Source organism: Hyalangium sp. (genome assembly GCF_045802625.1).
Taxonomy (GTDB): domain Bacteria; phylum Myxococcota; class Myxococcia; order Myxococcales; family Myxococcaceae; genus Hyalangium.
The window spans coordinates 102,593-128,158 of record NZ_JBJMQP010000053.1 but is presented as its reverse complement, the minus strand read 5'-3'; the positions used below and the strand labels follow the sequence as shown (position 1 = coordinate 128,158).

General features: G+C 68.6%; 24 protein-coding genes. 4 read left to right on the top strand and 20 right to left on the bottom strand.

Going from position 1 to position 25,566, the window contains the following annotated elements; translation table 11 throughout:
• Positions 1-764: 764 nt before the first annotated feature.
• Complete coding sequence (gene gmk / locus ACJ8AT_RS10675; RefSeq protein ID WP_407737560.1) at positions 765-1,409, bottom strand: guanylate kinase; 645 nt, start codon at positions 1,407-1,409, stop codon at positions 765-767.
• Positions 1,406-2,284 (bottom strand): YicC/YloC family endoribonuclease, encoded by an 879-nt coding sequence (locus tag ACJ8AT_RS10670; protein ID WP_407737559.1) that lies wholly within the window; start codon positions 2,282-2,284, stop codon positions 1,406-1,408. Before ACJ8AT_RS10670 ends, gmk begins: the two co-directional genes overlap by 4 nt.
• Before the next feature lie 76 nt (positions 2,285-2,360).
• Here ACJ8AT_RS10670 and ACJ8AT_RS10665 point away from each other — a divergent pair, with 76 nt between their 5' ends.
• Positions 2,361-3,446, top strand: coding sequence for a glycosyltransferase family 9 protein (locus ACJ8AT_RS10665; protein ID WP_407737558.1), 1,086 nt, complete (start codon positions 2,361-2,363; stop codon positions 3,444-3,446).
• Here ACJ8AT_RS10665 and ACJ8AT_RS10660 read toward each other — a convergent pair.
• From ACJ8AT_RS10660 to ACJ8AT_RS10620, 9 genes are all read right to left on the bottom strand, one after another.
• Positions 3,443-3,934 (bottom strand): adenylyltransferase/cytidyltransferase family protein, encoded by a 492-nt coding sequence (locus ACJ8AT_RS10660; protein ID WP_407737557.1) that lies wholly within the window; start codon positions 3,932-3,934, stop codon positions 3,443-3,445. The genes ACJ8AT_RS10665 and ACJ8AT_RS10660 overlap by 4 nt on opposite strands.
• Positions 3,931-4,944, bottom strand: a complete 1,014-nt coding sequence (locus ACJ8AT_RS10655) for a bifunctional heptose 7-phosphate kinase/heptose 1-phosphate adenyltransferase (RefSeq protein WP_407737556.1) — start codon at positions 4,942-4,944, stop codon at positions 3,931-3,933. The genes ACJ8AT_RS10660 and ACJ8AT_RS10655 overlap by 4 nt, the downstream gene beginning before the upstream one ends.
• 59 nt (positions 4,945-5,003) lie before the next feature.
• Positions 5,004-6,083: a tetraacyldisaccharide 4'-kinase gene (gene lpxK / locus ACJ8AT_RS10650; protein WP_407737555.1), complete on the bottom strand. Its 1,080-nt coding sequence runs from the start codon at positions 6,081-6,083 to the stop codon at positions 5,004-5,006.
• Positions 6,080-7,102: a glycosyltransferase gene (locus ACJ8AT_RS10645; RefSeq protein WP_407737554.1), complete on the bottom strand. Its 1,023-nt coding sequence runs from the start codon at positions 7,100-7,102 to the stop codon at positions 6,080-6,082. Before ACJ8AT_RS10645 ends, lpxK begins: the two co-directional genes overlap by 4 nt.
• Positions 7,099-8,160: a glycosyltransferase family 4 protein gene (locus ACJ8AT_RS10640; protein ID WP_407737553.1), complete on the bottom strand. Its 1,062-nt coding sequence runs from the start codon at positions 8,158-8,160 to the stop codon at positions 7,099-7,101. Before ACJ8AT_RS10640 ends, ACJ8AT_RS10645 begins: the two co-directional genes overlap by 4 nt.
• A 7-nt stretch (positions 8,161-8,167) precedes the next feature.
• Entirely contained in the window at positions 8,168-9,439 is a 1,272-nt protein-coding gene (locus ACJ8AT_RS10635; protein WP_407737552.1) for a 3-deoxy-D-manno-octulosonic acid transferase, read from the bottom strand.
• Positions 9,440-9,458: 19 nt separating this feature from the next.
• The gene (locus ACJ8AT_RS10630; protein ID WP_407737551.1) at positions 9,459-10,613 is read right to left on the bottom strand and encodes a PHP domain-containing protein; all 1,155 of its coding nucleotides are present in this window, start codon (positions 10,611-10,613) and stop codon (positions 9,459-9,461) included.
• Positions 10,610-12,316 carry an ABC transporter ATP-binding protein gene (locus ACJ8AT_RS10625; protein WP_407737565.1) on the bottom strand — a complete coding sequence of 569 codons (1,707 nt, stop codon included), beginning with the start codon at positions 12,314-12,316 and terminating at the stop codon, positions 10,610-10,612. The genes ACJ8AT_RS10630 and ACJ8AT_RS10625 overlap by 4 nt, the downstream gene beginning before the upstream one ends.
• A gap of 80 nt (positions 12,317-12,396) precedes the next feature.
• On the bottom strand, positions 12,397-14,280 hold the full coding sequence (locus tag ACJ8AT_RS10620) for a DUF4388 domain-containing protein (RefSeq protein ID WP_407737550.1): 1,884 nt from the start codon (positions 14,278-14,280) through the stop codon (positions 12,397-12,399).
• Between the two features lie 57 nt (positions 14,281-14,337).
• Here ACJ8AT_RS10620 and lpxB point away from each other — a divergent pair, with 57 nt between their 5' ends.
• From lpxB to ACJ8AT_RS10605, 3 genes are read left to right on the top strand one after another with little or no spacing between them, the layout of a single operon-like run.
• Positions 14,338-15,492 carry a lipid-A-disaccharide synthase gene (gene lpxB, locus ACJ8AT_RS10615; RefSeq protein ID WP_407737549.1) on the top strand — a complete coding sequence of 385 codons (1,155 nt, stop codon included), beginning with the start codon at positions 14,338-14,340 and terminating at the stop codon, positions 15,490-15,492.
• Positions 15,493-15,530: 38 nt separating this feature from the next.
• Positions 15,531-16,235, top strand: a complete 705-nt coding sequence (locus tag ACJ8AT_RS10610) for a polyprenol monophosphomannose synthase (RefSeq protein WP_407737548.1) — start codon at positions 15,531-15,533, stop codon at positions 16,233-16,235.
• A 5-nt stretch (positions 16,236-16,240) separates the two neighbouring features.
• Entirely contained in the window at positions 16,241-16,870 is a 630-nt protein-coding gene (locus ACJ8AT_RS10605) for a MarC family protein (protein ID WP_407737547.1), read from the top strand.
• A 15-nt stretch (positions 16,871-16,885) separates the two neighbouring features.
• On the opposite strand, the gene ACJ8AT_RS10600 is transcribed toward ACJ8AT_RS10605, so the two are convergent.
• The 9 genes from ACJ8AT_RS10600 to ACJ8AT_RS10560 form a co-directional block, all read right to left on the bottom strand.
• Entirely contained in the window at positions 16,886-17,335 is a 450-nt protein-coding gene (locus ACJ8AT_RS10600) for a hypothetical protein (RefSeq protein ID WP_407737546.1), read from the bottom strand.
• 23 nt (positions 17,336-17,358) lie between these two features.
• Entirely contained in the window at positions 17,359-18,381 is a 1,023-nt protein-coding gene (locus ACJ8AT_RS10595; RefSeq protein WP_407737545.1) for an OmpA family protein, read from the bottom strand.
• Positions 18,382-18,502: 121 nt separating this feature from the next.
• Positions 18,503-19,306 carry an LpxI family protein gene (locus ACJ8AT_RS10590; RefSeq protein WP_407737544.1) on the bottom strand — a complete coding sequence of 268 codons (804 nt, stop codon included), beginning with the start codon at positions 19,304-19,306 and terminating at the stop codon, positions 18,503-18,505.
• A gap of 9 nt (positions 19,307-19,315) precedes the next feature.
• Entirely contained in the window at positions 19,316-20,092 is a 777-nt protein-coding gene (gene lpxA / locus ACJ8AT_RS10585; protein WP_407737543.1) for an acyl-ACP--UDP-N-acetylglucosamine O-acyltransferase, read from the bottom strand.
• Between the two features lie 26 nt (positions 20,093-20,118).
• On the bottom strand, positions 20,119-20,583 hold the full coding sequence (gene fabZ / locus ACJ8AT_RS10580; RefSeq protein WP_407737542.1) for a 3-hydroxyacyl-ACP dehydratase FabZ: 465 nt from the start codon (positions 20,581-20,583) through the stop codon (positions 20,119-20,121).
• Positions 20,580-21,692, bottom strand: a complete 1,113-nt coding sequence (gene lpxD / locus ACJ8AT_RS10575) for a UDP-3-O-(3-hydroxymyristoyl)glucosamine N-acyltransferase (protein WP_407737541.1) — start codon at positions 21,690-21,692, stop codon at positions 20,580-20,582. The genes fabZ and lpxD overlap by 4 nt, the downstream gene beginning before the upstream one ends.
• Entirely contained in the window at positions 21,658-22,248 is a 591-nt protein-coding gene (locus ACJ8AT_RS10570; protein WP_407737540.1) for an OmpH family outer membrane protein, read from the bottom strand. Before ACJ8AT_RS10570 ends, lpxD begins: the two co-directional genes overlap by 35 nt.
• A 113-nt stretch (positions 22,249-22,361) precedes the next feature.
• On the bottom strand, positions 22,362-24,761 hold the full coding sequence (gene bamA / locus ACJ8AT_RS10565) for an outer membrane protein assembly factor BamA (RefSeq protein ID WP_407737564.1): 2,400 nt from the start codon (positions 24,759-24,761) through the stop codon (positions 22,362-22,364).
• A 127-nt stretch (positions 24,762-24,888) separates the two neighbouring features.
• Positions 24,889-25,563: an ABC transporter ATP-binding protein gene (locus ACJ8AT_RS10560; protein ID WP_407737539.1), complete on the bottom strand. Its 675-nt coding sequence runs from the start codon at positions 25,561-25,563 to the stop codon at positions 24,889-24,891.
• Between the last annotated feature and the right edge of the window lie 3 nt (positions 25,564-25,566).

Genomic DNA, 25,566 nt, shown 5'->3' with positions numbered 1-25,566 from the left:
TTCATTTTGGGTCTCCCGGCGGCTGCTCTCGCAGCTGCTCTTGAGAAACCCTCGGAAATTGACTGCGAAGCTTCCGCAATCGTCTTCTTCTTGGGCTTGCTATTTGGTTTTCAAAGACCGAGCCGCTGTACCGCTTCGCGACTTTGTGCTACCGTCCCGATTCTCATCGGGTCTCCCCTCAACCGCGGGGGCGATTCTTTTATTCGAGGCCTTCGGGCTTGTCAACTTCGCCCTTCCGCCTTCGTCCTCTTCCGCTGTCCGGGCTCCGTTGAGCCTTTCCCGCTTCCGAGGAGGGGCGCGGCTTCTACCTCTCTGCCGCCCTCCCTGTCAACCGGCTTCGGTGTTTTCTTCAACCCACACCCGCCGCTCCCTCATTTCCCGGCCGTCTTCTGTTCAGCGGCGAACCGCTTCCCTTCTTTCGTCCGGCGGGGCGCGGCTTCTACCACCACCGCGTTTTGTGTCAACCGACTTCGGCGCGGTTTCATTTCACCGCTCAGGAGTTGCTACCGGCCCTGCTTCCCACGAAGCAGAATCACCCGTCCGCACCGCCACCGCCCGCCCAACTCCCACCCCGCCTTCGGGGTGAACTTCGAAGGCCTGATCGGAGGAACCGCTCAAGGCCGCGAAGTGTCCGGCTTATCCACCAAGTTCCCGATCAACGCAAGTACCCGATGGACCATCGCGTCACCCTGGAGCCACTTCCTTCCAACTCCGGGTGTGTAGGGGGAACCACGACGCTTGGGGCCTACATTCCCGCCTATTTTTCAGCGGGCCGGATCAGAGGGGAGCTTCTCCAGCTTCATCATGGAGAGGTCCACCCTCCCCCTCCGGCAGCGCTCCGCCACCACTACCGAGCGGAGTTCCTGGAAGGCGCGCTCGAAGTCGTCGTTCACCACGATGTAGTCGTAGGACGCGATTCCTCGCTCGATCTCCGAGCGGGCGGCCAGCATGCGTCGGCGGATCGTCTCGTCCGAGTCCGTCTTCCGGTCGCGCAAGCGCCGCTCCAACTCCTCCATGGAGGGAGGCAGCACGAAGACCAGGATCGCATCGGGGTGCTTGCGCTTGATCGCCTGCCCGCCCTGAACGTCGATGTCGAAGACGGCGATGCCTCGGCGGGCCCGGGCGTCCTCCACCACCGACTGAGGGCTCCCGTAGAAGTGGCCGTGGACCTCGGCCCACTCGACGAACTCGCCGCGCTCGATCTTCTCCTGGAAGGTGGCCACATCCAGGAAGTGGTAGTCGACGCCGTCCTGCTCCTTCCCTCTTGGCCGGCGCGTCGTGTAGCTCACCGACCAGATGGCGCTCGGCAGCTCCTTGAGCAGCCGGTGAGCCAGCGTGGTCTTCCCCGCTCCGGACGGCGCGGAGAGGACGAGCAGCAATCCTGGGTGGAGAGAGGTGGGCTCGGTCATTCGACGTTCTGCACCTGTTCGCGGATGCGCTCGACCTCGGCCTTCATCGAGACCACGCGCGCGGAGATCTCCGCGTGCTGGCTCTTGGAGCCCGTCGTGTTCACCTCGCGGTGCATCTCCTGGACGAGAAAATCCATTCGGCGGCCGACGGGCTCGTTGCTCGCCATCAAGGCCCGGAACTGCTCGAGGTGGCTGGCCAAGCGCGTCACCTCTTCGGCGATGTCCGTCCGCTCCGCGAACATGGCCACCTCTTGCGCCAGCCGCTGCGGATCCACCGCGACGCCTCGTGCGAGCTCAGCCACACGCTCGGAGAGGCGCTGCCGGTAGTCCTCCACCGCCTTCGGCGCCAGCGCCGCCACTTCCCGGCTCCAACCCTCGATGAGCTTCATGTGGGCGTCGAGATCCGCCCGGATGGCCTCGCCTTCCACCTGGCGCATCTGCTCCAGCGCGGTGAGCGCCTGCTCCAGCGCCGCGTGGACCGCCTGGGTGGCTGACTCCAGGTCCATCCCCTTCTCCTCGAGCTTCACCACGCCCGGCTGCGAGGCCACCTGCGCCCAAGAGATGTCCGTGGAGGTGCCAAGCGCGGCCGCCAGCTCCCGGAAGGCGCGCATGTACTCGCGGGCGAGGGCCACATCCACCATGGGTACCGTGCCCGAGGCTGTCGCCGTCTGCCGCCTCACGAGCAGCTCCACCGAGCCGCGGGCCAGACGGTCCTTCACCTGCTTCGACATGATGGGCTCGAGCGCGGACAATTCCCTCGGAAGCCGGGCCTTCACCTCGCAGAACTTGTGGTTGAGCGAGCGCAGCTCGACCGAGAACTCCTCGTCTCCGACTCGCGCGCGTCCGGCTCCGAACCCCGTCATGCTCTTGAGCATTGGCAGGTTGGTAGGGGCTTTTCGTCATCAGGTCAAGCCGCCTGCTCGCTTCCGCTCTGGTAAGGTCCGCCACCCCATGCCCTGGTACAAGCGGCTCGAGTTGTGGGCCAAGCTCACTCTGGCGCTCGTGGCCTCCGTTCTGCTCTGGCGGCCCGGCCGTAGGCGCCCGGCCGACTCGGTGCTTCCTGCTCCCAAGAAGGTCCTCCTCGTCCGGCCCGACAACCGAGTGGGCGAGGCGCTCCTCACCACGCCCCTGCTTCAGACCTTGAAGGCCCTGCCCGCTCCCGTCCCCCAGGTGCATGTGCTCGTGCATGCCAAGGTGGCTCGCGCGCTGGCGGGCCATCCAAGCGCCGATGCTGTCATTGCTTTCGATCGCCGGCGGCTGTGGCTTGGGCCGCTCGCTCCTGGCCTCCGCGCCCTTCGCCGCGAGCGCTACGACACGGTGGTGGATTGCGCCAATTGGGAGGCTCCCTCCGTTACCTCGGCGCTGATCTCCCGGCTCGCCGGGCCCAAAGCCGTGGTCATCGGGCCTCGCGTCTGGCCTGTCTCCCTCCTTCACTCCGTTTCCGTTCCGGCTCGCCCCGACACCCGGCGAGAGGCCACCCAGCGCGCTCACCTGCTCACTCCCCTGACGCGGAGCGGCATCATCGAGACTCTGTCGTTCCGCGAGCCGAACATCAGCGACAGCTTCCGCGCGTACCTTCAGCAGGAGACCCGTGCGCCTTGCGCCGTCGTCAATCCTGGGGGGCGCCTGGGCGAGCGCCGCATCCCTCCAGCCGCCTTCGCCGCCGCTGCGCGCGCCCTGCTTGCCTCCGGGCGTGTGCCCATCGTCACCTGGGGGCCTGGTGAGGAGGCCCTTGCCGAGACCGTCGTGCAGGGCGCCCCGGGTGCTCGCGTGGCTCCCCGCACCAACCTGGACGAGCTCGCCGCGCTGATGCGTGCCGCGGGGCTCACCGTGACCAACAACACCGGGCCGATGCACCTCTCGGTGGCGGTGGGGGCTCCCACGCTGGGGCTCTTCCTGCGCATCGACATGGAGCGATGGGGACATCCTCAGCCGCCCCATCGCATGGTGGATCTCACTCCCCTGGTCGAGGCCGGCACGGGACTGGAGGAGCGCGTCTTCGAGGAGGCCCGCGCCTTCGCCGCCCAGCTTGGCTAACCCTTGCTGTTCTCGCGGCCCGTGCGCTGGGCGATCTCGGTGGTGCTGTGGTTCTTCGGATCTCCCGCCACCGCGGTGCGCCCTCCATAGGCCCGGACCTCGTCCGCCTCGGGGATGGAGTCAGGCGTGTAGTCGGTGCCCTTCACGTGCAGATCCGGCTTGAGCGCTCGGATGACGCCTCTCACGTTCGGTTCATCGAACACGATGACTCGATCCGTACACGCGAGCGCCGCGACCAACTCTGTTCGCTCGGATTCCGGGATGTAGGGCCGCCCAGGCCCCTTGTACGCCCGCGTGGAGGCATCCGAGTTCACCGCCACCACCAGCACGTCCGCGAGCTCCTTCGCTCCCTGCAGGTACCGCACGTGGCCGACGTGCAGCAGATCGAAGATGCCGTTGGCCAGGGCCACCGTGCGCCCCTCCGCACGCCATCGCTCGCGCTCCTCCGCGACCTGGGCCAGCGTCCGAATCTTGTCCAACGTCTTCATCGCGTGCTCCGAAGCTCGCCGAGCAGCTCGTCCTGAGACACCGTGGCCGTGCCCGGCTTCTGCACCACCAGAGAGCCCGCCACGTTCGCCAACCGCGCGGCTTCTCCGAACGTAGCTCCCGCCGCCAGCGCCAACGAGAAGGTCGCGATCACCGTGTCCCCTGCTCCTGTGACATCCACCGCCGCCTTCGCGCCATGCACCGGGATGAAGTCCACTCCACCGTCCGCGTCGAAGAGCGCCATCCCCTGCCGGCCTCGCGTCACCAGTAACGCGCGGCACCCGAGCCGCTTCACCGCCGCGTGCCCCGCTTCCATCAGCTCCGCCTCGGAGCGGACAGGACGCCCCGAGAGGGTCTCCAGCTCGGGTTCGTTCGGCTTGCACACCGTGACGCCCGAGAAGGAGGCCAGCGCGTAGCGGCTGTCCACGCAGACCGGAAGCCCGTCTCCCGCGAGCTTTCGCAACACCTCGCGCACCTCGTCGCCCACCACGCCCGCGCCGTAGTCGGAGACCACCACCGCATCCGATTCCTTCGCGGCTTCCTCCACGAGCCCGGCGATCGCTCGGCGCACCCGCGTCGGGAGCGGACCTCGTTGGCCTCGATCCACCCGGAGCATCTGCTGGCGCGTGGTGTTCACTCCGCCCGCCAGGATTCGCGTCTTGGTTTCCGTCTCGAGGCCCTTCGCGCTGGCCGCGCTCAGGCGGATGCCTTCCTTCTCGAACAGGCGGCGCAGCGCACGCCCCATGTCGTCCGCTCCCAGCAGTCCGACCGCCGTCACCTGCCCCGAGAGCGCTCGAATGTTCGCCGCGACGTTCGCTCCTCCTCCGAGCTTCACCTCGGAGGACTCGTACCGGACGATGAGCACCGGCGCCTCGCGGCTGACCCGATCCGTCTGGCCGTAGATGTAACGGTCGGCGACGAGATCCCCCACCAGCAGCACCCTCCTGCGCGCGAAGGTCTTCGGGAGCTGGGTCAACGCGCGGAGCGCAGGAGCGGTCGAGGCTGCGGCCATGGCGGGCGCTTTGTCCCACAGCCTCCCGCGCCTCTCAAGTCGGCTCGGAAGATCCATCCTCAGGTGAGCCCCAACGCCCTGTGCAACAGGCTCTCTCCCTCCAGCACCTCCACTCCCAACCGAACCGTCCACGCTTCGAAGCCTCGGGGCAGGCGCACCGCGTCCTTCTCCGTTGTCACGATGCGCGCTCCAGGCCTTGCCGCACGTGTCTCGACGTCCCGGAGTTCGCTGGCTGTGAAGCGATGATGATCCGGGAAGAGGGCCGCGTCCTGGATGCTTGCTCCGAGTTGCCGCAGCGTTCGCAGGAAGTTCCCCGGACGAGCGAGCCCCGCCAGCGCGACCACGGGGACTCCAGACAATGCCTCCGGTGGGTGCTCCGCTCCAGAGGGGTCCACCCAGGCCGTGGGCCGATAGCGCGTCCGAACCTGGGGGCCTGGAAGTGGGGGCAGCGCGAGCGCTGGCGTTGCCGCCACTCGGACCCAGAAGAGCGTGGCCCTGCGCAGTGCAGAGAGGGGCTCTCGCAACGGGCCTCTCGGTAGCAGCCTGCCGTTGCCGAAGCCTGCCGCCTCGTCCACCACCACCACGTCTTCGTCTCGCGCCAGCCGTCGGTGCTGGAAGCCATCGTCCAGGAGCACCACGTCAAGGCCGAACTCGTCTCGAGCCCTTCGTGCCAGCGTGCGCCGATCCGCTCCCACCAACACCCGGGCCTCGGGGCAGCGGCGCGCGAGCAGCAGGGGCTCGTCCCCAGCTTCCTCGACGGTGGGCAGGGGCTCTGTTCCCGTGAAGGTGAGGGGCTCCTTTGATTGGCGCCCGTAGCCTCTCGTCAGGATTCCGACCTTGCGGCCCGCCCGCACCAACATCCCCGCCAGGTGCAGCACCGCCGGCGTCTTTCCCGTGCCTCCCACGTTCAGGTTTCCTATCGAGATGACTCGGAGTCCCTCCACTCGCTCTCCGCTCAGGAGCTGCGCGTCGTAGAGCGCTCCTCGAAGGCTGACTCCCAGACCGTACCCCCAGGACAACGCCGTCACTGGGCTCAGCAGCGCTCGCCGCTCCCAGGACTCGGGCTCGGAGGGATAGAAGAGCCGCTCGACCACCGTGGGCGCGTCTGGCGGCTCCGCGCGGGACAGATCGGAGCTCACCTCGCGCTCCGTGCCTGCGCGTAGAGCGCGAGCACGTCCTCGGCAATCCTCGAGTTGGAGGGATGCTCCACGCGGGCCCGCGCCTGGGACAACGAGGCCGCCACCACCGCCTCGGGCGTGAGCTGTTCTACTGGCACGTCCGCCAGGGCTGGCAAGGCTCCCTCCTGCACGGCTACGACACGGACTCCGCAGGCTCGGGCCTGGGCCGCCGCCCGCCCGCTCCAGTCGTTCCCAAGCCCCAGGATCCAGACCTCATCGAGCGCCTGGAGCCACCTCACGAACGCGTCTCCCTGCTGATAGCCGACGAAGGTGACCCGCTCTTCGAGGCCCTGTTCGCGCACCTGCTGGCGAACCTGCTCCAGCAACGCGCCGTCACCGACCAGCACCAACCGTGCCTCCGGATGCGTGCGCCGCAGCTGCGCGAACGCCGCGACTCCGAGCGAGTGCCTCCTCGAAGCCTGGAAGGTCGACACCATCCCCACCAGCGGCGAGCCCTTCAGGCCCAGCTCCGCGCGGAGGGTCTCCCGGTTGTCTGGCGTCCGGAACCTTGAATCGACGAGCGGAGGCAGCACCTGCACCTTCCGGCCCGCGAGCCGAGACACATCCGTGGAAGCAGGCACCGTGTACGCGTCCGCCTTCGGCAGCGACGACCTGAGGGAGCGTGGCGCATGGATCGAGCGGATCAACACCGCTCCGGGCGGCCTCGCCCATCTCGCGATGAAGTGATCGTGCGTGAAGTGCGCGTGCACCACGTCGAGGCTCTGCCTTCGCAAGCGGCGCATGTCCCCCAGCACCGACCATGGAGGCGATTTCACCGACAGCTCCAGCCCACCCGGGTCCAGTAGTCCGAGCGCCTCGAATCTCGGCGCCGCCGGCTCCTCCGCCACCACGCTCCTGCGCCTCCGGTCCACCGCGACCGTTACCTCGTGCCCGGCCTGGCGCTGCGCGAGCGCCAGCAAGGCCACGTTCTCGGCAGGCCCGCTCCAGAAGGGGCTCGCCAGCAGGTGCAGGATCTTCATCCGCGCTCCCCCTCGGTGGAGCCCTCTGTCAATCGAGGCGGGTTGCTTCCTTTGTCCGGCCCTTTCAGCAGGGACACGTAGAGGTCACGCAGGGCATGCGCCTCGTGCTCGATGCCGCAGTGGCTGCGCGCGTGCTCGGCGGCGTTGCGGCCTACCTCTCGGGCGCGCTCGGGCTCTCGCATCAACATGTCGAGCAGTTCCCGCATCCCCTTCACGTCTCCGGGCTCGAAGAAAAAGCCTGTCCGGCCGTGCTCGATCAGCGTGTCCAGGTACTTCAGCCGGCTCGCCACCACGCAGCACCCAGAGGCCATCGCCTCCACGTGCACCAGCGAGTACCCCTCCAGGTACGAGGGGTGCACCAGGACGCTGAGCCCCTGGTACCAGGGCTGGATCACGGACTGCTCTCCCGCGAGCACCAGCCGGTCTCCCAGCCCCTCGCTGAGTGATTCCACCCACTGCTTCTCGGGTCCCTTGGCCAACCCCACCAGCACGGCCTTCCACTCTGGATACGTGGGGAGCAAGGGCCGGATGGCCTCGATGAAATCCCCCTGCCCCTTCTCCTTGCGGATCCTCCCGACCACTCCCACGCCGTAGCGTCCCCCGAGCCCCAGCCTTCGCCAGGCCTCTTCTCGATCCGCTGGCGGCCGGAAGCGCCCCAGGTCAATGCCATGCCCGACGATCGTCGAGGGCATCGCCATCGCTTCCTCCACCTCGCTGGTGAGCGCCACCAGCGCATCGGCGCTCCGGGCCAACCAGCGTGTGAAGGAGCTCGGCGCCTTCGAGGTGTGCCGCGTGAAGACCAGCTTCACCTGCCGCCCCATCAGCCGCAGCAGCATCCCGACGAGCAGCTCGTTGTTGCGGTGCGCGTGCCAGACCACTGGCTCCCGCCGGATCCGGCCGAGCAGCTCGCCCCAGCGAATCCGCGGCAGCGATGGCCCCAGGTGTGAGCCGATGGCTCGCGTCTCCAGCTCGCGCGCCAGCTCCGGCACCACGTTCTCCACGTGGCGGGTGACTCCCGTGTATCTCCGGTGGAAGTGCGGGTGGATCACCAGGGACATGGCACCCTCACCCCGCGCCTTTCTCGAAGAGCCTGGCCATGTGCTCCGCGTTGCGGCGGCTCGCTCCCGAGATCTGGCTCACCACCGCTCGCGCTTGCTCTCCCAGCGCGCTCAGCCTGCCGGGTTGGGACAACAGCTCCGAGACCTCCTGGAAGAGCTCCTCCGCATCCCTCACCTGGATGCCACCCTTGCCCTCCAGCACCTGCACGCTGTCCCGGAAGTTGTCCATGTGCGGCCCGAAGAGCACCGGCTTCCCCTGCCCCGCTGGCTCCAGGATGTTCTGCCCTCCGCGCTTCGTGAACGAGCCGCCCACGAAGACCAGCGTCGCCAGCCGGTACGCCCGCGCCAACTCTCCAATCGTGTCGAGCACCACCACCTGGCCGCCCTCCCGGTTCTCCTGAGAGCGCAGCCCCACCGTGAGCCCTGCGTCCCTCGCCAGCGCCGCGATGCGCCCGGCTCGATCGATGTACCTCGGCGCGATCACCAGCCGTAGATCCGGATAGGCCGGCAGCAGGCGCCGGTACACCGCCAGCAGGTGCTCCTCCTCCCCTTCGTGCGTGCTGCCCGCCATCAGCACCCGCGAGCCTTCCGCCAACCCGAGCGCTCGCCGCAGCGCCTCGTCCTCCTTGGCGGGCGCCGCCGCGAGCGCGTCAAACTTCGTGTTTCCCGTCACCCAGACCCGCTCACTCGGCGCTCCCAGGTTCCGAGCCCGCTCGGCCTCCTCGTCCTGGCGCATCAGGAACAGATCCAGGTCTCGCAGCGGGTTGCCAATGAGCGAGAAGAAGAGCCGGTACTTTCCCTCGTTCTTCGGCGAGAAGCGCCCGTTGGTCATGGCTACGCGGGCTCCGCTGCGCTTCGCGGCCCGGATGAGGTTCGGCCAGATCTCCGTGTACTCCAGCACCAGGAGGTCCGGCCGGATGGCTCGCACCGCCCGGCGCGTGGCTCCCCACAAGTCGTAGGGCGCGTACACCACTCCGTCGATCTGCTTCGCCAGCCGATCCCGGGCCATCAGGTAGCCCGTGTTCGTCGTCGTGGAGAGCACGATCCGGCAGCCCGGAAAGCGCTCTCGCAACGGACCGAACATGGGCGAGAGCGCCAGCAGATCTCCCGCGCTCGCGCCGTGGAGCCAGAGCATCGGGCCGGAGCCCGCTGGCAGCGTGTCCGGCGCGTAGAAGCCCAGCCGCTGCATCAGCCCATGACGCGTCTTCCGGTACACCGAGAGCACCGGGAACAGGACCGCGAAGAGCACGTAAGTGGCGAGGATGTACAGGAGGCGCATGGCCGCGCCGCGTCCTCTATCAGATGCCCGAGCCTCGCGGCAGCACACGCACCGGGCTTGGGACGATCCAGGGCCTCCACTCCGAGCCGAAGAGCCGTCCCGGCGCCTGCACCCACACCTCGAGCTGCACCGCGCCCTCTTCCACCAGCTCGACCGACGTCCCATCCGGGCGAAGCCGGCCCGCGCCCCAGATCTGCACTCGGACGGTCTCAGCCGGGTGCGGTGGGAGGCGGAGCGTCAGCACGTCCCCTACCCGCGCCACACGCTGGTCCGTGAGCGGCCCTTCGAGCGCGAAGCCCGTGGGATCTCCCAGCGCTCGAAAGGCGCAGACCGCCTGCCCACCCGACAACGCTCGAAGGACCTGCGCCGACGCCGTCCGAGGGTCCGTCGACAGCGGCTCCGGGAGCGCGGACGGAGGCAGGTACATGGCCAGAGAGCGGAAGACATCCTCGTAGCGCGGCCAGCCGTGCGCGTCATGCGAGCACAGCGCCACCCGAGGACGCTCGCGGGTGAGCTCGAGCAGCCGGTCCGTGCTCTCGGGCTGCGGCGTCACCAGCACCATCACCCCATGCAGCGGATTGCTGAAGTACGCCCCCAGCGCCGGGATCAACCGCGAGAACGGGCTGCGGAGGGCCTCCCGGAAGAACGTGTCCGCCGAGTACAGCTCGAAGCCCCTCGCATGGCGGGCGGCCTCGGGATCCCGCCACGGGTTCTTCTGCTGGACCGGATGCGCCAGCACGCTAATACCGCCCGCGGCCTCCACCGCGCTCACGCCTTCCTTCTGCGCTCGCGGCCCGTCCAGCGGGGTCTGCATGCCGAACGCCACCATGTGCCCGGACGCCGTGGAGATCTCCACCGCCGGCACCATCAGCACGCCTTGGATGAAGACAGGCTCACGCTGGGCGAAGTCGTTATGGTCCGTGAGCACCACGAACTGGAGCCCGGCTGCTCGCGCCGCCGCAGCCACCTGCTCCACCGACCCGCGTCCATCCGAGCGCGTGGTGTGCACGTGGAAGGCACCGTGCGGCCATTCCTGCACGCCCGGCTGGGGAGGCACCACCGGGTAGTCCACCGACGCGGCCGCGCACGTGAAGAAGCCCGCGAACCCCAGCAACAACAGCACGAGCCCCAGGAGCGCTCGGAGCACCTTGCCCACCACCGTCCCGGCCTTCATGCCGCCCCCCGCTCGGCCCCCGCTGTCTGCAGGGACCACAGCGCCGCATAGCGACCACCTGCTCGGAGCAGCTCCGCGTGCGTTCCGCTCTCGACGATGCGCCCCGCCTCCACCACGTGGATGACGTCCGCCCCTGTCACGGTGGACAGCCGGTGTGCAATCACCAGCGCCGTCCGCCCTGGCAACACCTCCGCCAGCGCGGCTTGAACCTCTCGCTCGCTCTCCGGATCCAGGCTGCTCGTGGCCTCGTCCAGCACCAGCACCTTCGCTCGGGAGAGCACCGCCCGCGCGATGCACAGCCGCTGCCGCTGCCCGCCGCTCAGGATCACGCCTCGCTCTCCGATGAGGGTGTCGTATCCCTGGGGCAGGTTCCGGATGAAGCCGTCCGCGTTCGCCACCCGCGCCGCGGCTTGCACCTCCTCGAGCGTCGCACCCGGCCGCGCGAAGCGCAGGTTGTCCAGCACGGTGCCCGAGAAGAGCAGGGGCTCCTGCGTCACCAGCGCGAACTGCGCTCGGACGCTGGCCGCCTGATAGCGGTCCGCATCCACTCCATCGAGCAGCAGCTGTCCCTCTTGCGGCTTCTCGAAGCGCAGCAACAAGGACGTCACCGTGCTCTTGCCGCCTCCGCTTGGGCCTACCAGCGCCGTCACCTTGCCCACCGGCAGCTCCAGGGTCAGACCCTCCAGCGCCCGGCGCGGACCGTAGGAGAACCGCACGCCCTTCAGCTCGATGCCCCGCTGGAGCGGCGGTACGGGCAACGCTCCCGGCAGATCCTCCACCGGGTGGCGCAGGTCCAGCAGCGCGAAGAGCCGCTCACCCGCGATGCCGGCCTGCATCGCGAACTGGGTGACTCGGCCGAGATCCTTCACGGGCTGGTAGACGAGGATCACCGATGTGACCAGCGACAGCAGCGCCGCGGGATCCATGGCGTGCATGACCGCCGCGTAGGCCAGCGTCCCCGCGAGCGCTCCCGCCGCGAGCACCTCCATCAACCCCGGCACCGCGCCTCGCGCCCAGGCCGCGCTGACCACTGCCTTCTCATGGGCCTTCGTATGGGCCGCGAACCGAGCCAGCTCCGCCGCCTGGCCGTTGAAGGCCTGGATGGTCCGCAGGCCGCCCAACCCCTCGTGGAGCTGCCCCGCGAGCTGGCCGAGCTGGGACTGCCCCTCCCGCGTCTTCCGCAGCGCCTTCTTGGTGAGCCGAGAGGCGGGCAGCGCCGCCAGCGGGATCACCCCCAGCATCAGCCCTCCGAACAGCGGGCTCATCGACAGCGCCACGCCCGCGAGCACCACCACCTGGAGCGAGTCGCGGAGGTACGAGCCCACCGTGTACATCGCCGCCCACTCCACCGCCGTCATGTCCGTGGAGAAGCGGCTGAGCAGATCCCCCACCCGCTCCTTCGAGAGCTGCGAGGGCGAGAGCGCGGTGAGCCGCAGGAAGAACTCGCGGCGCAGATCCTTCACCACCCGCTGCGCGAACAGGCCCATGAAGTAGAACTGCCCGAGGTAGCCCACGCCGCGCACCAGGCCGACGAGGATCACCGCCACCGGGAAGGCCCACAGCATGGCCTCGTGGGGCAGCCTCGACAGCCAGGGCACCGCCTGCGAACCGCCAAAGCCCTCGGAGCCTCCCGACAGCAGGAACCGGAGCGCGGGCCCCATCAAGTACGCGTAGAAGCCCGTGCCCACCCCGAGCACCGCCATGCAGATGAACGCCGACACGAGCACGCCCACGTGGGGCCGCCCGTAGCGGAGCAACCGCAGCAGCACCACCACCGTGCTCTTCACCGGCCCACCTTGCGCAGCGCGGCCTTGGCGAGCTTGGAGTTCGGGTTGAGCTCGAGCACCTTCAACAGCTTCTTCCGCGCCGACGTCGCGTCATCCAGATCATTGTCGATGATGGCCGAGATGATCTGCGCCCGCTCCAGGTACGGGTTGAGCGAGAGCGCCCGCTTGAGCACCTTCTGGGCTTCCTTGGCCCGGTCCTTCAGCGGGCCGAGCGCCGCGTGGTACGTGGCCCACGCCAGATAGGAGTAATACTCGGGCTCGCGAGGGTTGAGCGCCACGGCCTCCTCGAACAACTGGAGCGCCATCCGGTAGTCCTTGCGCTTGAGGTACGACTCGCCGCGCCGGATGAGGACCTCCGCCTCCGGGTTGATGGCGCTGGCCCGCCCTCCCACATCCAGCTTCGACAGCAGGAACTGGAGGTAGGCCTTGCGCTTGTCCTCCGCGGACAGCACCCGGTAGGACGCGGTCAGCTTCTCCTGCACCGAGTCGAGCAGATCCTCCAGGTCCGAGAGATCGAACTCGGCGTAGTTGTCCGGGTGAAACTTCATCGCCGTCTCATGGTAGGCGCGCTTCACCGCCTCCATGTCCGCGGCGATGTCCAACCCCAGGCTGTGGAAGTAGCTGCTGGTGATGATCTTCACCGCTCCCTCACGCAGCGAGGCCGCCAGCTCCGCCGGCAGGGACTTGCGCTTGCGCGGAGCGATGACGTCCGGGCCCGCCGAGCTCGCCGCTCCCTCCGTGGCCAGGGGCGCCGCCGAGAACGTCACCCCGCCCGTGAGCTTCAGGAACCACAGCAGCGAATACCCCCGCCGCAGATCGCCTCGCCCGTACGCGAGCAGATCACGCAGCAACAGCCGCCCGTTGATCTGCATGGCGATCTTCAGATCGTCCGTGTCCAGGCCCAGCGCTGGCAGATCCTTGCCGAACTCCGGCGAGCGCACCGGGAACTCTCCCAGGTGCCTGCGCAGCGGCGCCGCCAGCACCCGGAGCGGAATCGCCCGCCGCGCTCCTTCCAGCACCGGCGCCAGCGCGGGGATCTCCACCGTGGCCACTTCCTGCTGGAACTCCTCTCCCGTGTAGAACGCGAAGCGCCCCTCGCGCATCGCCACCACCTGGGCCAGCCGGTCCCGCGTGTAGTCGCGAAGGATCTCGAGCAGCTCCTCACCCGCCGCCTCCACCCCGGCATCCGCCAGCGCCGCGCCGATGCGCAGCCCCGAGCTCAGCGCCTGCACCACGATCTCCGCCTGGGCCTCGGTGACGATCCCTCGCTCCAGCAGGAAGCTGGGCAGCGCGTCCTGGCGCGCCGAGGAGTCGTAGTTCACCGCCCCGCCCCGAGCGAAGAAGACGCGCCGGGTGAGATCCCGGTACGCCACCACCAGCACCCCGTTCATCCGTTGCCGGTAGAGCAGGTGCACGAGCTCCGGCAGCGGGTAGCCCTTGAGCTCTCCCGTCGTCACCGCCGGGCGGGCGAGCAGCGCATCGATGCCGTCCGTGGGGGCCACCGCCTCCGCGGCGCGCACCAGCTCGTCCACCTTGGCCACCAGCTCGCCCGGCTTGAGCGGATCCGCCACGTAGGCGTTCACCTTCAGCCCCAGCACCGCCTGCACGCCCCGCGCCTTGCCCAGGTGCCCCTTGTCGATGGCGATGATAGGGACGCGCGCCCCCTGGCTGTGGTTGCGGATGAGCTGCCCTACATGGCCTCCCTCCAGCCGAGGCAGATCCACTCCCACCACCACCACGTCCGGGTTGCCCGCCACGAAGTGCTCCATGGCCGCGACGGCATCGGACACCGCACTCACGGTGTAACCGGCCTGCGCAAGCAGCCCGGTGAGGTGCTCGAGCGTCGGGGGATGGTTCTCGGCCAGCAGAAGCGTCTTCAAGGGCGCACGGAGTCTACACATTTGCCCGCCCTGCTTCAGTTACGATGCGCGCCCCCGATGAACTCCCCCCCGCAGATCCTCGTCGTCACGGGTGAAGCCTCCGGCGACGCCCACGCCGCCGAGCTCGTCGCCGCCCTCCAGGCCCGCCGCCCGGACCTCCGGTTCTTTGGCATGGGAGGCTCGAAGCTGGCCGCTCGCGGCGTGGAGCTCCTCTATGGCGCCCACGAGGTATCCGTCATGGGCATCACCGAGGTGCTGCCCAAGATTCCTCGCATCCTCCAGGTCCTCCGAGGCCTTGCCTCCGCCGCCGCCGAGCGCCGCCCCACGTGCGCCATCCTCGTGGACATCCCTGATTTCAACCTGCGCCTGGCCAAGAAGCTCAAGGCGCTCGGAGTCCCGGTCGCCTACTACGTGTCCCCGATGATCTGGGCCTGGCGCCGAGGCCGGGTGAAAACGATTCGCCAGCGCGTGGACCGGATGCTCTGCATCCTGCCCTTCGAGGAGGCGTTCTACCGGGACTCCGGTGTGGACGCGCGCTATGTGGGCAGCCCCGTGGTGGAGCAGGTCCCCGCTCCCGCCAGCGCCTCCGAGTTCCGTGAGCGGCTCGGGCTCTCCGTGGAGGCCCCCACACTCGCTCTGCTGCCCGGCAGCCGGATGAGCGAGATCCGCCGCCTGCTGCCTGACATGGTGAGCGCGGCGAAGCAGCTCGCGGCCGAGCGGCCGGGCCTGCAGATCGTCGTCCCCGTGGCCCCCACCATTGCCCGCGAGGAGATCGTCTCTCGCTTCGAGGGCAGCGGCCTGTCGCCCCGGCTCGTGGAGGGCCGCGCTCCCGAGGTGGTCGGCGCCAGCGACGCGGCGATCGTCGCGTCCGGGACGGCGGTGCTGGAGGCAGGGCTGATGCAGCGCCCGCTCGTGGTCGTCTACCGCGTGTCGCTGCTCACCTACTGGGTCGGCCGGGTGATGCTGAAGGTCGCCCATGTGGCCCTGGTGAACCTGCTCGCGAACCGGCGGCTGGTGCCGGAGCTGCTCCAGGGAGACATGACGCCCGAGCGCATCGCCGCGGAGATCCGCCGTGTGTGGGAACCAGGCCCACCCCGCGAGGAGATGCTCCGGGGACTGGAAGAGGTGCGCGGCCGGCTGGGCGGTCCCGGCGCCGCCGAGCGAGCCGCGGAGGCCGTGCTGGAGCTGCTGCCTCCCCCCGCCAAAGTTTGAAGTGGCCGAGCCGTGGCTCTGGTATGTCCCGCCGCGCCATGAATCGCGCGCTGGTCTGCATTCCCACCTACAACGAGGCGGACAACCTCGAGCCCATCACCCAGGCGGTGCTCAAAGCCGAGCCCCGGGTGGACATCCTCGTCGTGGATGACAACTCGCCGGATGGCACCGGACAGATCGCCGACAGGCTCGCGGCCCAGGAGCCGCGCATCCGCGTGCTGCACCGCGAGAAGAAGGAGGGCCTGGGCCGCGCCTACCTGGCCGCTTTCCGCTGGGCGCTCGCCGAGGGCTACACGTACATCATCGAGATGGACGCGGACTTCAGCCATGATCCGCGCTACCTGCCGAGCCTGCTGGACACGGCCGAGGCCGGCGCAGATCTGGTGCTGGGCTCGCGCTACGTCACGGGCGGCGGCACGGTGAACTGGGGCGTGGGGCGGCAGATCATCAGCAAGGGCGGCTCGCTCTACGCGCGCACCATCCTGGGCGTGGGCGTGCATGATCTGACGGGCGGCTTCAAGTGCTTCCACCGCCGCGTGCTGGAGGGCATTGGGCTGGATCAGGTGCAGAGCACCGGCTACGCCTTCCAGATCGAGCTCACCTACCGCACGCTCAAGAAGGGCTTCACCGTGCGCGAGGTGCCCATCGTCTTCGAGGATCGCCGCGTCGGCCAGTCGAAGATGAGCCGGAAGATCTTCCTCGAGGCCCTCACCATGGTCTGGAAGCTCCGCCTGACCGTGTGACGCGGATGGGGCCCTACCTCACCCACTTCCTCGTCTCGCTGTCCGCCGTCTTCTTCGTGGTGGATCCGATCGGCGTGGTGCCGATCTTCCTGGCCATTACCGCGGGGGACTCGGAGGTGAAGATGCGCCGCACGGCGCTGCGGGCCTGCCTCGTGGCTGGCGGGCTGCTGATGTTCTTCGCCATCTTCGGCGGGGTCATCTTCCAGGTGTTCGGCGTCTCGCTGGCCGCCTTCCGCGTGGCCGGCGGCATCCTGCTGCTCATCACCTCGCTGGACATGCTCCGCGCCCGGCCCTCGGAGACGCGCACCACCCGCACCGAGGAGCAGGAGGGCGTAGCCAAGGAGGACGTGGCGCTCGTGCCGCTGGCCATGCCGCTGCTGGCGGGCCCCGGCGCCATCGCCAGCGCCATGGTGCTCATGTCCAAGGGCGGGACGCTGTTGATGAGCGTGCCGGTGCTCGCGGCCATCGCGCTCACGTTCGTGGCCGCCTACTTCATCCTGCGGGCCTCGCACCTGGTGCAGCGCGTGCTGAAGCAGTCCGGTGTCGCCATCCTCGAGCGCGTGATGGGGCTCATCCTCGCCGCCATCGCCGTGCAGTTCATGGCGGACGGAGCCAAGGATCTGCTCGGGCTCTGAGCCCGGCTCGTGGGCTCAGTCGCTGGCGATGGCCCAGCCGCCCTCGACCTTGCGCCGGACCTTGCCCTGGGGCGTGCCGCCCATCGAGAGCTCCTCCGGGCCCGCGCGCCGCGTGTCGTACGTGTAGCCGTCCTGCGTCTCCTGCAGGTAGACAACCAGCCCCTGGCGCCCGAGCTGCCGCACCACCTGGAACTGGGGATCCCCACAGTCGGGCGAGTCCGCCACGAAGAAGCGCTCGAGCACACCCTGCTCCGGCTTGCGCACGAAGACCGCCACGGGGACCGGCAGCTTCCGCCCCTCGGTGGTGAACTCGGAGAGGTGCTGCGCGGGCACGGGCTCGTTCAGGAGCGTCCGGACCAGCGCGCACTTGGCATCCTCTTGCTGGATGCTCTGCGCGGAGGGCAGGGAGTGCGCACAGCCCACGAGCCCCAGGCCGAGGGTGGTAGCGAGAGCAAGGCGGTTCATGCGTCGGTTCCTCCAAGAAGGCATCAGAGCTTTCTCCACTGCGGAGTGAAGGGGGCGTTGGTGAGCACCGGATCCTCCACGGAGATGATGTACTCGGCGCGGCGGTTGGCGGGCTCGGCGGTCTCGTCCGGCGTCACCTTGTGGGGCGCCTGTTCGCCAAAGCCCTCGTAGAAGATGGGCAGCCGCGCGCCGTGCTTGCGGAAGTACGCGGCGATGCTGCGGGCCCGCTGGAGCGACAGCTCACGGTTGGCGTCCGTGCCTCCCACCGTGTCCGTGTGGCCCAGGATGTAGAGGCGCACCGCGGTGATCCGCTCGTAGCGCGCCACTGACTGTTCGAGCTGCTCGAGGCTGTGATCCAGCTTGGCCCGCTCGGCTGTGGGGATCTCCGCGCTGCCCGTGGGGAAGTTCACTTCCTCGTGGGGGATGTCGAGCTGCCACGGGAAGAGGTCCACGCTCGTGTAGAAGTCCGAGGTGTCATAGGCCCGGAGGGAGATCTTCATCACCTTGCCGTCGAGCTTGGCCCACTTCACCTCCAGCGGCGTCCCCGCGGGCTCGCCCTGGAACTTCACGTCTCCGTCGAGCGCGTGCCGGCCGGTGTCCATGAGCACCTCCACCTTCGCGTGCGCGGCGGGCCGGGACAGCTTGAAGCGCAGCGTCTGCGCCGCCAGGTCCAGGTCCTCCTTCGTCACGGTGAGCTTGAGCGGCCCGAGCAGCTCCGTGTCGAAGGACAGCGGCATCGTGCCCGGGTCCGCGCCCTTGAAGCGCACGGTCAGCTCGCCGTCGTAGTGGAAGTGGCCCTCGGGTTGCTCCAGCTCGAAGGTGTCGGTGGTGCCGGGCTTGCCGCCGCCCTTGAACTCCACGGCCTTCCCATCCGAGCGCTTCAGCTTCACCTCGAAGCCAATGATGGGCTCCAGGATGTGGACCTCGAGCGCGGGAGTGCCCTGGCCCAGGGCCTTGCGGCCCTCGAGCGAGACTTGAATGGCATCTCCCGCCAGGGCAGGCGTGGAGGCGAGGGCAAGGCAGAGCAGGAGGAGGCGAGCAGTCATGGAAGCGGCGACCTCGGCATGCCGGGCGAAGGCCAACAGAGCCCTCGCGCGAGAGATTCCCAGCACAGGGAGGCTAGGACGACGCGTGCATTCAGGGAATGGGCCTGCGAGGCGATGGCGCTCAGGAGACTCCGACCACGGTGATGCCCTCGGACTCCGCGGCCTTGAAGAGTTGAGGCGCGTCCAGCAACACCGTGCGCCCAGCCTCCAGCGCCAGCACGCTCGCTCCCACCTCTCGCATCACGTCCAGCGTGCGCGGCCCCGCCGCCGGCAAATCGAAGCGCAGATCCTGGCCGGGCTTGCAGCGCTTCACCACGACCGCTCCCTTGCCTCCCAGCTTGCCGCCCCGGCGGATGGTCTCGTCCGTGCCCTCCACCGCCTCCAGCGCCAGCACGTGGCCGTTGCGCACCACCACCGTCTGCCCCACGTCCGCCTTGCCCAGCAGCGCCGCCACCTCCACCCCCAGCGCCACGTCCTTCTCCTGCGCCGGGTGCAGCCGCGGCCCCGCCAGGTGCCCCACGGGGCAGAGCACCTGGGACAGGTAGTCCGTCGGCGCCACGATGGTGACGCCTTGGGCCTCGAAGTAGTCCGCGATGGCTCGCAGCAGCGTGTCATCCCGGAAGCTGCGCAGCCGGGAGATGATCTTCACCGCGCCCAGGTCCGGCCGCGCCTCCGTCAGCGCCTTCACCCGGCCGATGCCGCCCGCCATCGCCGCGCGAGCCACCCCAGCCTTCTGGAAGGTGCGGACAATCCGGTCCACCTGCCCGAGCCGCACCCACGTGAAGGCCGTCACCTCCGCCTCCAACGCCGGATCCGTCTCGCCCCGGTGCGCCGCGACGATCACCTCCAGCCCCCGGGCACGCGCCTCGCGGGCGAAGAGGAAGGGCAACTGGCCGTTGCCCGCGATGAGGCCGATCCGCTCCACCGCTCCAGCCTAGCGCGTCAGCCCGCGCTTGCTCTGGCTGATGAACTCGACCAGGTGGTCGATCTCCGGCTGGCCGCCGAACTCCGCCTTCAGCCGCGCCAGCGCCTCGGCGATCTGCAGCTTGGAGCGGAAGAGGATCTTGTAGGCCTCCTTGATGCGGCCGATCTGCGCCTCGGTGAAGCCGTGGCGCTCCAGGCCCACCGTGTTCAGCCCCACCAGCTCCGCCCGGTCGCCCTGGGCCATGCAGTACGGAGGCACATCCATCACCACCATGGCCCCGCCCGCCACGAAGGCGTGCTTGCCAACCCGGGTGAACTGGTGGACCGCCGTCAGCCCCGAGAAGATGACGTGATCCTCCACCACCACGTGCCCGCCCAGCGCGGCGCTGTTGGCCAGAATGCAGCCATTGCCCACCACGCAGTCATGGGCCACGTGGCTGCTGGCCATGAAGAGGTTGCGGTTACCCACCCGGGTGACGCCTCCGCCTCCCGCCGTGCCGATGTGCAGCGTGGTGAACTCGCGGATCTGGTTCTCGTCGCCGATCACCAGCTCCGTGTCCTCGCCCGCGTACTTCAAATCCTGCGGCGCGGCCCCGAGCGAGGAGAACTGGAACACGCGGTTGCGCGCGCCCAGCGTCGTCCGGCCCTCGATGACCACGTGGGGTCCCACGCGCGTACCGGCGCCAATCCTCACCTTCGGACCGATCACTGAGAACGGACCCACCTCCACTGTGTCGTGGAGCTGCGCGTCCGGATGGACCACCGCCGTGGGGTGAACCTGAGCCATGCCTTCTCTCCTTCCGTCCCGCCCGCTCAGGGCGCCGGCTCCTCGGCGGACTTCGCGTCCTTGTCCACCACCGTGGCCAGGAACTCGCCCTCGGCCACCTTCACGCCATCCACCGTGGCCGTGCCCTTCGTCTTCCAGATGACCCCCTTGTGGCGGATCACCTCGATGCCCAGCTGCAGCCTGTCCCCGGGGAGCACCGGCTTGCGGAACTTCGCGTTGTCCACCCCCATCAGGTAGGTGACCTTGCGCTCTGGATCCATGTTCTCGCTCTTGTACGCGAGGATGGCCGAGGCCTGCGCCAGCGCCTCCAGGATGAGCACTCCCGGCATCACCGGGTGCCCGGGGAAGTGGCCGTTGAAGAAGGGCTCGTTGATGGTGACGTTCTTGTAGGCCGTCAGCTTCTGGCCAGGGACGATCTCCACCACCTTGTCCACCAGCAGGAACGGGTAGCGGTGGGGCAGTAGCCGCTGGATCTCTCCGATGTCCATCATCCGCCCTTCTCCTTCTCGAGGCTCTCCACCCTGCGGCGCAGGGCGCGTACTTCCTTGAGCAGATCTCCCAGCTGGCCCATCGCCGCCGAGGCCCGCAGCCACTCCTTGTGCGGCACGGCCGGGCTGCCGGAGACGATCTGCCCATCCTCCACGTCGTGCGCCACCCCGGACTGGGCGCCCACCTTGGCGAGATCTCCCACCCGGATGTGGCCCACCACGCCCACCTGCCCCGCCAACACCACGCCCGTGCCCAGCTCCGCCGAGCCGGACACGCCCGCCTGCGCGCAGATGAGCGTCAGCGGACCCACCTTCACGTTGTGGGCGATCTGCACCAGGTTGTCGATCTTCGTCCCGCGCCCGATCACCGTCTCGCCCAGCGTCGCCCGATCGATGCAGGTGCAGGCGCCCACCTCCACATCATCCTCGATCCGGACAATGCCCGTCTGGGGGATCTTGTAGTGCTGGGGGCCATTGTCCCCCTCGGCGTCGAAGGCGAAGCCGAAGCCGTCCGCGCCCACCACGCACGAGGCGTGGAGGACGACGCGCGAGCCCACCTGGCAGCGCTCGCGCACGGTGGCGTTGGGGTACAGCAGGCAGTCCTCGCCGACGCTGGCCGCCTCGCCCACGTACGCGCCCGGGTAGAGCACCGAGCGGGCCCCCACGCTGGCCCCCTGCTCCACCGTGGCGCCCGCCATCACCGTGGCCTCGGGGTGCACCCGCGCCTCCGGGTGGACGTGCGCCTGGGGGCTCACTCCCGCCACGGGCCGAGGTGGCGCGTGGAAGAGCGACAGCAGCCGGGCGAAGGCCAGGTGCGGGTTGGGCACCCGGATGAGCGCCACCCCGTCTCGCGGCGGCGCGTCCGAGCCCACCAGCACGGCGGAGGCCCGGGTGGTCTCGTACTGCCGGCGGTACTTCGTGTTGCCGTAGAAGGACACGTCCCCGGGACCCGCCTCGGCGAGCCCGTTGAGACCCTGAATGAGCTGGCCGGCGTCCCCGAGCAGCTCGCCTCCCACGTGGGCGGCGAGCTCTCCGAGCCGGCGCGGCGTGGACGCGCGGTTCACGGCGGTCAGCGCCCTACTTCTTGGGGGCGTCCTTCGCCACCGGAGCATCCTTCGCCACCGGGGCGTCCTTCGCCGAGCCCTTGGACAGGGAGTTGTAGTTCAGCATGACCTCGCTGGTGAGATCGTACTGGTTCTGCGCGTAGACCAGGCCCGAGTCCCGCTTCTCGAAGACGAAGGTGTACCCTTCCCGCTTGGCGATGCCCTCGATGACCTGATCGATCTTGCCGATGATGGGCTCCATCTCCTGGCGCTCGCGGTTGGCGGCCTCGGCGCGGTAGCGGTCCCACTTCTGGGTCAGATCAATGACCTTCTTCTGGAGCTCCGAGGCCTTCTGCATGCGCGTCTCCTCGCTCATCGCGCTGGCCTGCTTGTCCAGGAGCTCCTTCTCCTTGCGCAGCGCCTCCTGCTCCTTGTCGATCTCCTTCTGGCGATCGTCGAGCCACTTCTGGAGGCGGGACTTGGCGGCCTTGCCGTCCTCTACCTCCAGGAGGACCTTCTGGTAGTCCACGTAGCCCAGCTTCAGGTTCTGCTGCGCGGAGGCAGCGATCGGGAGGGCAAGCGTCAGGGCGGCGGCCACGGCCGCGAGGGTGCTTCGAAGCGACATGTCAAAGGCTCCTAGGGGGTGTTGCTGGCTCCGACGTCCCTCTGCGACGGTTCTTCAACGCGCCTCCCACGGGGGAGGTGCCCGGAGCACCGGGTGGGACGCCTTATCAGAAATCAGAAGAAGTTGCCGATGGTGAACTCGAACAGATAGGGCTCGTCTTCCGGACGCTTGGTGAGCGGGAAGCCCCACTCGAAGCGCAGGGGGCCCACCGGCGAGAACCAGCGGAACCCGAAGCCCACGGAGTGGAAGAGGCCGAGCGGCACCTTGTCCTGCCGGTCCTGGAAGAAGCTCTCGTTGGAGGCGTAGGCGTTACCGGCGTCATAGAAGAGCACGCCGCGGATGCCGGCCTTCTCGAAGACGGGGAACTCCAGCTCCAGGTTGAGGACGAGCTGCTTGTTGCCGCCGGTGCGGAACTCGGTGACGGTGGCATCCGGCGAGCTCGAGCGTGGCACCGTCAGCGAGGGGCTGATGCTGCGCAGCAGGTAGCCGCGCACGGTGTTGATGCCGCCCAGGTAGTAGAGCTCGGAGATGGGCAGCGGTTTTTGCGGATCCAGCTGCTGGATGAGGCCCACCGTGGCGTTCGTCTTGAACACCATGCCCAGCGGCATGGGGAAGTAGAGGCGCGAGTAGGCCGTGTAGCGGGTGAAGAGGAAGGTGCCGCCCAGGACGCTGGGGGCGAACTCCACCGAGCCGTAGTGGATGAAGCCTCGCGAGGGGAACAGGCGGTTGTCGCGGCGATCGAAGGACAGCGACAGGCGCAGGGCGCTGGTGACGCCGCTGAGGAACTGGTTGGCCAGCAGCACCGAGCCCAGCGCCTGGCCCGCCTCCACGTTCACGTACTCGCGCGTGTAGCCCACGGTGCCCAGCACGTCGTCCACGAACTGGTAGCCCAGCGACACGCTGCCGCCCGTGGAGCGGCGGATGAAGCCGTCATAGTCCGCGTCCACCCGGTAGAAGTCCGCGGACAGCAGGTACTGGGTGTCCAGGAAGTAGGGATCGTAGTACGAGAGCTGGATCAGCGACTTCAGCCCGGAGATCTGTGCCGAGGCCGAGACGCTCTGCCCCCACCCCAGGAAGTTGTTCTGGGACACCTGGGCCGTGAAGATGAAGTTCTCCACGTTGGAGAAGCCCAGGCCGATCTGGAAGGTGCCCGTGGCCTTCTCCTTCACCTCCACCTGGAGGACGATCTTGTCGTCCGCGCTGCCCGGCTTCTGGGTGATGTCCACCGTCTCGAAGAAGCCCAGCGCGGTGACGCGCTCCTTGCTCTTGCGCACGCCCGTGCCGTTGTAGAGCTCGCCCTCGTACACGCGCAGCTCGCGCCGGATGACCCGGTCGCGCGTCTTGCTGTTGCCGATGAGATCGATGCGCTCGATGGTGACCTGCGGGCCCTTCTGCACGTCGAAGGTCAGGTCCACCGTCTTGCTGTCCGCGTTCACCGCGGTGACGGGGTTGATGTTCGCGTACGCGTAGCCCTCGTCGTAGTAGACGTCCGTGAGCGCCAGGATGTCCGCGGAGAGCTTGGAGCGGTTGAAGCGCTCGTGCGGCGTGCTGGTCATCTTCGCCGACAGCTTCTCCTTGGGGACGATGAGGTCGCCCGCGAAGTCCAGCTTGCCGATGTCGTACGGCTCGCCCTCGGTCACCTTGAGGGTGATGAAGATGTAGCGCTTGTCCGCCGACAGGGAGATCGACGGCTTGTCGATGCGGACGTTGATGAAGCCGTGGTCGTAGTAGGTGGCCTGGATGACGGCCAGATCTCTCTGGAAGGCCTCCTCGCGGTAGGTGCCCTCGCCGGTGAGGAAGGAGAAGTAGCCTCCCTCCTTGGTCACCATCACGCCCTTGAGCTCCTCGACGCTCACCTTCTGGGCGCCAATGAAGGTGATCTCCTTCACCATCACCTTGGCGTGCTCGTTGATGACGAACACCACGTCCACGTTGGCGCCGTTGTCGACGGGCTGGAGCTTGTGGGTGACCTCCGCCAGGAAGTAGCCCTTCTCCACGTACTTCTCCTGGATCTTCTTCACCGTGGAGCGCACGGCGTCCATGTCCAGGATGGTGGCGGCCTTGACCTCGATCTGCTCCTTCAGGTCGTCCTGGCTCAGCTCCTCGTTGCCCAGCAGCTTCACGGAGCGGACGGAGGGGCGCTCCTGGACGCGGATGACGTAGGCGAGGCCCTTGGGCAGGCGCTGCACCAGGATCTGAACATCCGTGAAGTACCCCAGGGTCCAGATGGCCCGGAGGTCCTCGGCGGTGCGGGTGGGATCGAAGAGGGCGCCCTGCTTGGTGACGAGCGCGCGACGGACGGCCTCGGCCTCCACGCGGTGGTTGCCCTCGACACGAACCTCGACGACGCGCTCGCTCTGCTCCTGCCCCGAGGGCAGCTCCTCTTCGACAGGAGCATCCGCGGGAGGAGTGGCGGCGGCAGGGGCCTGGGCGCCCGTCGCGGGAGGCGCTGCGGGCGCACCCGTCTGAGCCTGCGCGAGCGCACGGCCAGGCACGAGCGCCCACAGCGTCATCGCAAGCAGCGGCAGGAGAGTCTTGTGCGACAGAACGGGAGACCTCAAGGGGCAGTCGGCCTGTAAAGGGCGGGGCAATCTACGGGATAGGTTCGGCGTCCCTCAATCCAAAAGCGCGGGGAGTATTTCAAGCGTCCGTTACCTGCCCGCCTGCAAGGCGCAGCCGGCGTGGCATGGAGCGGGCAAGCGTCTCATTGTGGGTGACCACCACGGCGGTGATGCCCAGGTCCCGGTTCACGTCTCTCAGGAGCTGGTGGATGCCCTCGCCGGTGGCCGGGTCCAGGTTACCGGTTGGCTCGTCGGCCAGCAGGATGGCGGGCTGGAGGACCAGGGCGCGCGCCAGGGCCACACGCTGCGCTTCGCCGCCCGACAGCTCGCCAGGCTTGTGCTCCACGCGGCTCCCCAGCCCCACCCGCTCCAGCAGCTCGCGGGCCTGGGCGTACGTCTTCGCGCGGTCCGCGCGCTGGACGAGCGCCGGCATGGCCACGTTCTCCAGCGCGGTGAACTCCGGCAGCAGGTAGTGGCTCTGGAAGACGAAGCCGATGGTGCGGTTGCGGAACTCGGCGATCTCCGCGTCGTTCATGGAGAAGACAGAGCGCCCGTCGCAGAGCACCTCGCCGGCGGCGGGCGCGTCCAGTGTGCCAATCACGTGGAGGAAGGTGCTCTTGCCGGCGCCGGAGGGGCCGACGAGGCTCACCAGCTCGCCGCGCTCGATGTCGAGCGAGACGCCGCGCAGCACGTCAATGCGCTTGCCGTGCAGGAAGTAGCTCTTGAAGACGTTGCGGATGGAGAGGAATGGCATCGC

What these genes read in the sequence shown, in the direction of transcription:
- ACJ8AT_RS10635 (WP_407737552.1), bottom strand. Translation starts at nt 9,439, where the DNA reads ATGCGCCTCCTGTACATCCTCGCCACTTACGTGCTCTTCGCGGTCCTG.
- ACJ8AT_RS10570 (WP_407737540.1), bottom strand. Translation starts at nt 22,248, where the DNA reads ATGTCGCTTCGAAGCACCCTCGCGGCCGTGGCCGCCGCCCTGACGCTT.
- ACJ8AT_RS10605 (WP_407737547.1), top strand. Translation starts at nt 16,241, where the DNA reads ATGGGGCCCTACCTCACCCACTTCCTCGTCTCGCTGTCCGCCGTCTTC.
- ACJ8AT_RS10665 (WP_407737558.1), top strand. Translation starts at nt 2,361, where the DNA reads ATGCCCTGGTACAAGCGGCTCGAGTTGTGGGCCAAGCTCACTCTGGCG.
- lpxB (WP_407737549.1), top strand. Translation starts at nt 14,338, where the DNA reads ATGAACTCCCCCCCGCAGATCCTCGTCGTCACGGGTGAAGCCTCCGGC.
- lpxA (WP_407737543.1), bottom strand. Translation starts at nt 20,092, where the DNA reads ATGGCTCAGGTTCACCCCACGGCGGTGGTCCATCCGGACGCGCAGCTC.
- ACJ8AT_RS10595 (WP_407737545.1), bottom strand. Translation starts at nt 18,381, where the DNA reads ATGACTGCTCGCCTCCTCCTGCTCTGCCTTGCCCTCGCCTCCACGCCT.
- ACJ8AT_RS10560 (WP_407737539.1), bottom strand. Translation starts at nt 25,563, where the DNA reads ATGCCATTCCTCTCCATCCGCAACGTCTTCAAGAGCTACTTCCTGCAC.
- lpxD (WP_407737541.1), bottom strand. Translation starts at nt 21,692, where the DNA reads ATGCTCCGGTGGCGAAGGACGCCCCCAAGAAGTAGGGCGCTGACCGCC.
- ACJ8AT_RS10655 (WP_407737556.1), bottom strand. Translation starts at nt 4,944, where the DNA reads ATGGCCGCAGCCTCGACCGCTCCTGCGCTCCGCGCGTTGACCCAGCTC.
- bamA (WP_407737564.1), bottom strand. Translation starts at nt 24,761, where the DNA reads ATGACGCTGTGGGCGCTCGTGCCTGGCCGTGCGCTCGCGCAGGCTCAG.
- ACJ8AT_RS10630 (WP_407737551.1), bottom strand. Translation starts at nt 10,613, where the DNA reads ATGAAGGCCGGGACGGTGGTGGGCAAGGTGCTCCGAGCGCTCCTGGGG.
- ACJ8AT_RS10670 (WP_407737559.1), bottom strand. Translation starts at nt 2,284, where the DNA reads ATGCTCAAGAGCATGACGGGGTTCGGAGCCGGACGCGCGCGAGTCGGA.
- ACJ8AT_RS10640 (WP_407737553.1), bottom strand. Translation starts at nt 8,160, where the DNA reads ATGTCCCTGGTGATCCACCCGCACTTCCACCGGAGATACACGGGAGTC.
- ACJ8AT_RS10600 (WP_407737546.1), bottom strand. Translation starts at nt 17,335, where the DNA reads ATGAACCGCCTTGCTCTCGCTACCACCCTCGGCCTGGGGCTCGTGGGC.
- gmk (WP_407737560.1), bottom strand. Translation starts at nt 1,409, where the DNA reads ATGACCGAGCCCACCTCTCTCCACCCAGGATTGCTGCTCGTCCTCTCC.
- fabZ (WP_407737542.1), bottom strand. Translation starts at nt 20,583, where the DNA reads ATGATGGACATCGGAGAGATCCAGCGGCTACTGCCCCACCGCTACCCG.
- ACJ8AT_RS10660 (WP_407737557.1), bottom strand. Translation starts at nt 3,934, where the DNA reads ATGAAGACGTTGGACAAGATTCGGACGCTGGCCCAGGTCGCGGAGGAG.
- ACJ8AT_RS10625 (WP_407737565.1), bottom strand. Translation starts at nt 12,316, where the DNA reads ATGGCGGTGCTCGGGGTGGGCACGGGCTTCTACGCGTACTTGATGGGG.
- ACJ8AT_RS10610 (WP_407737548.1), top strand. Translation starts at nt 15,531, where the DNA reads ATGAATCGCGCGCTGGTCTGCATTCCCACCTACAACGAGGCGGACAAC.
- ACJ8AT_RS10645 (WP_407737554.1), bottom strand. Translation starts at nt 7,102, where the DNA reads ATGAAGATCCTGCACCTGCTGGCGAGCCCCTTCTGGAGCGGGCCTGCC.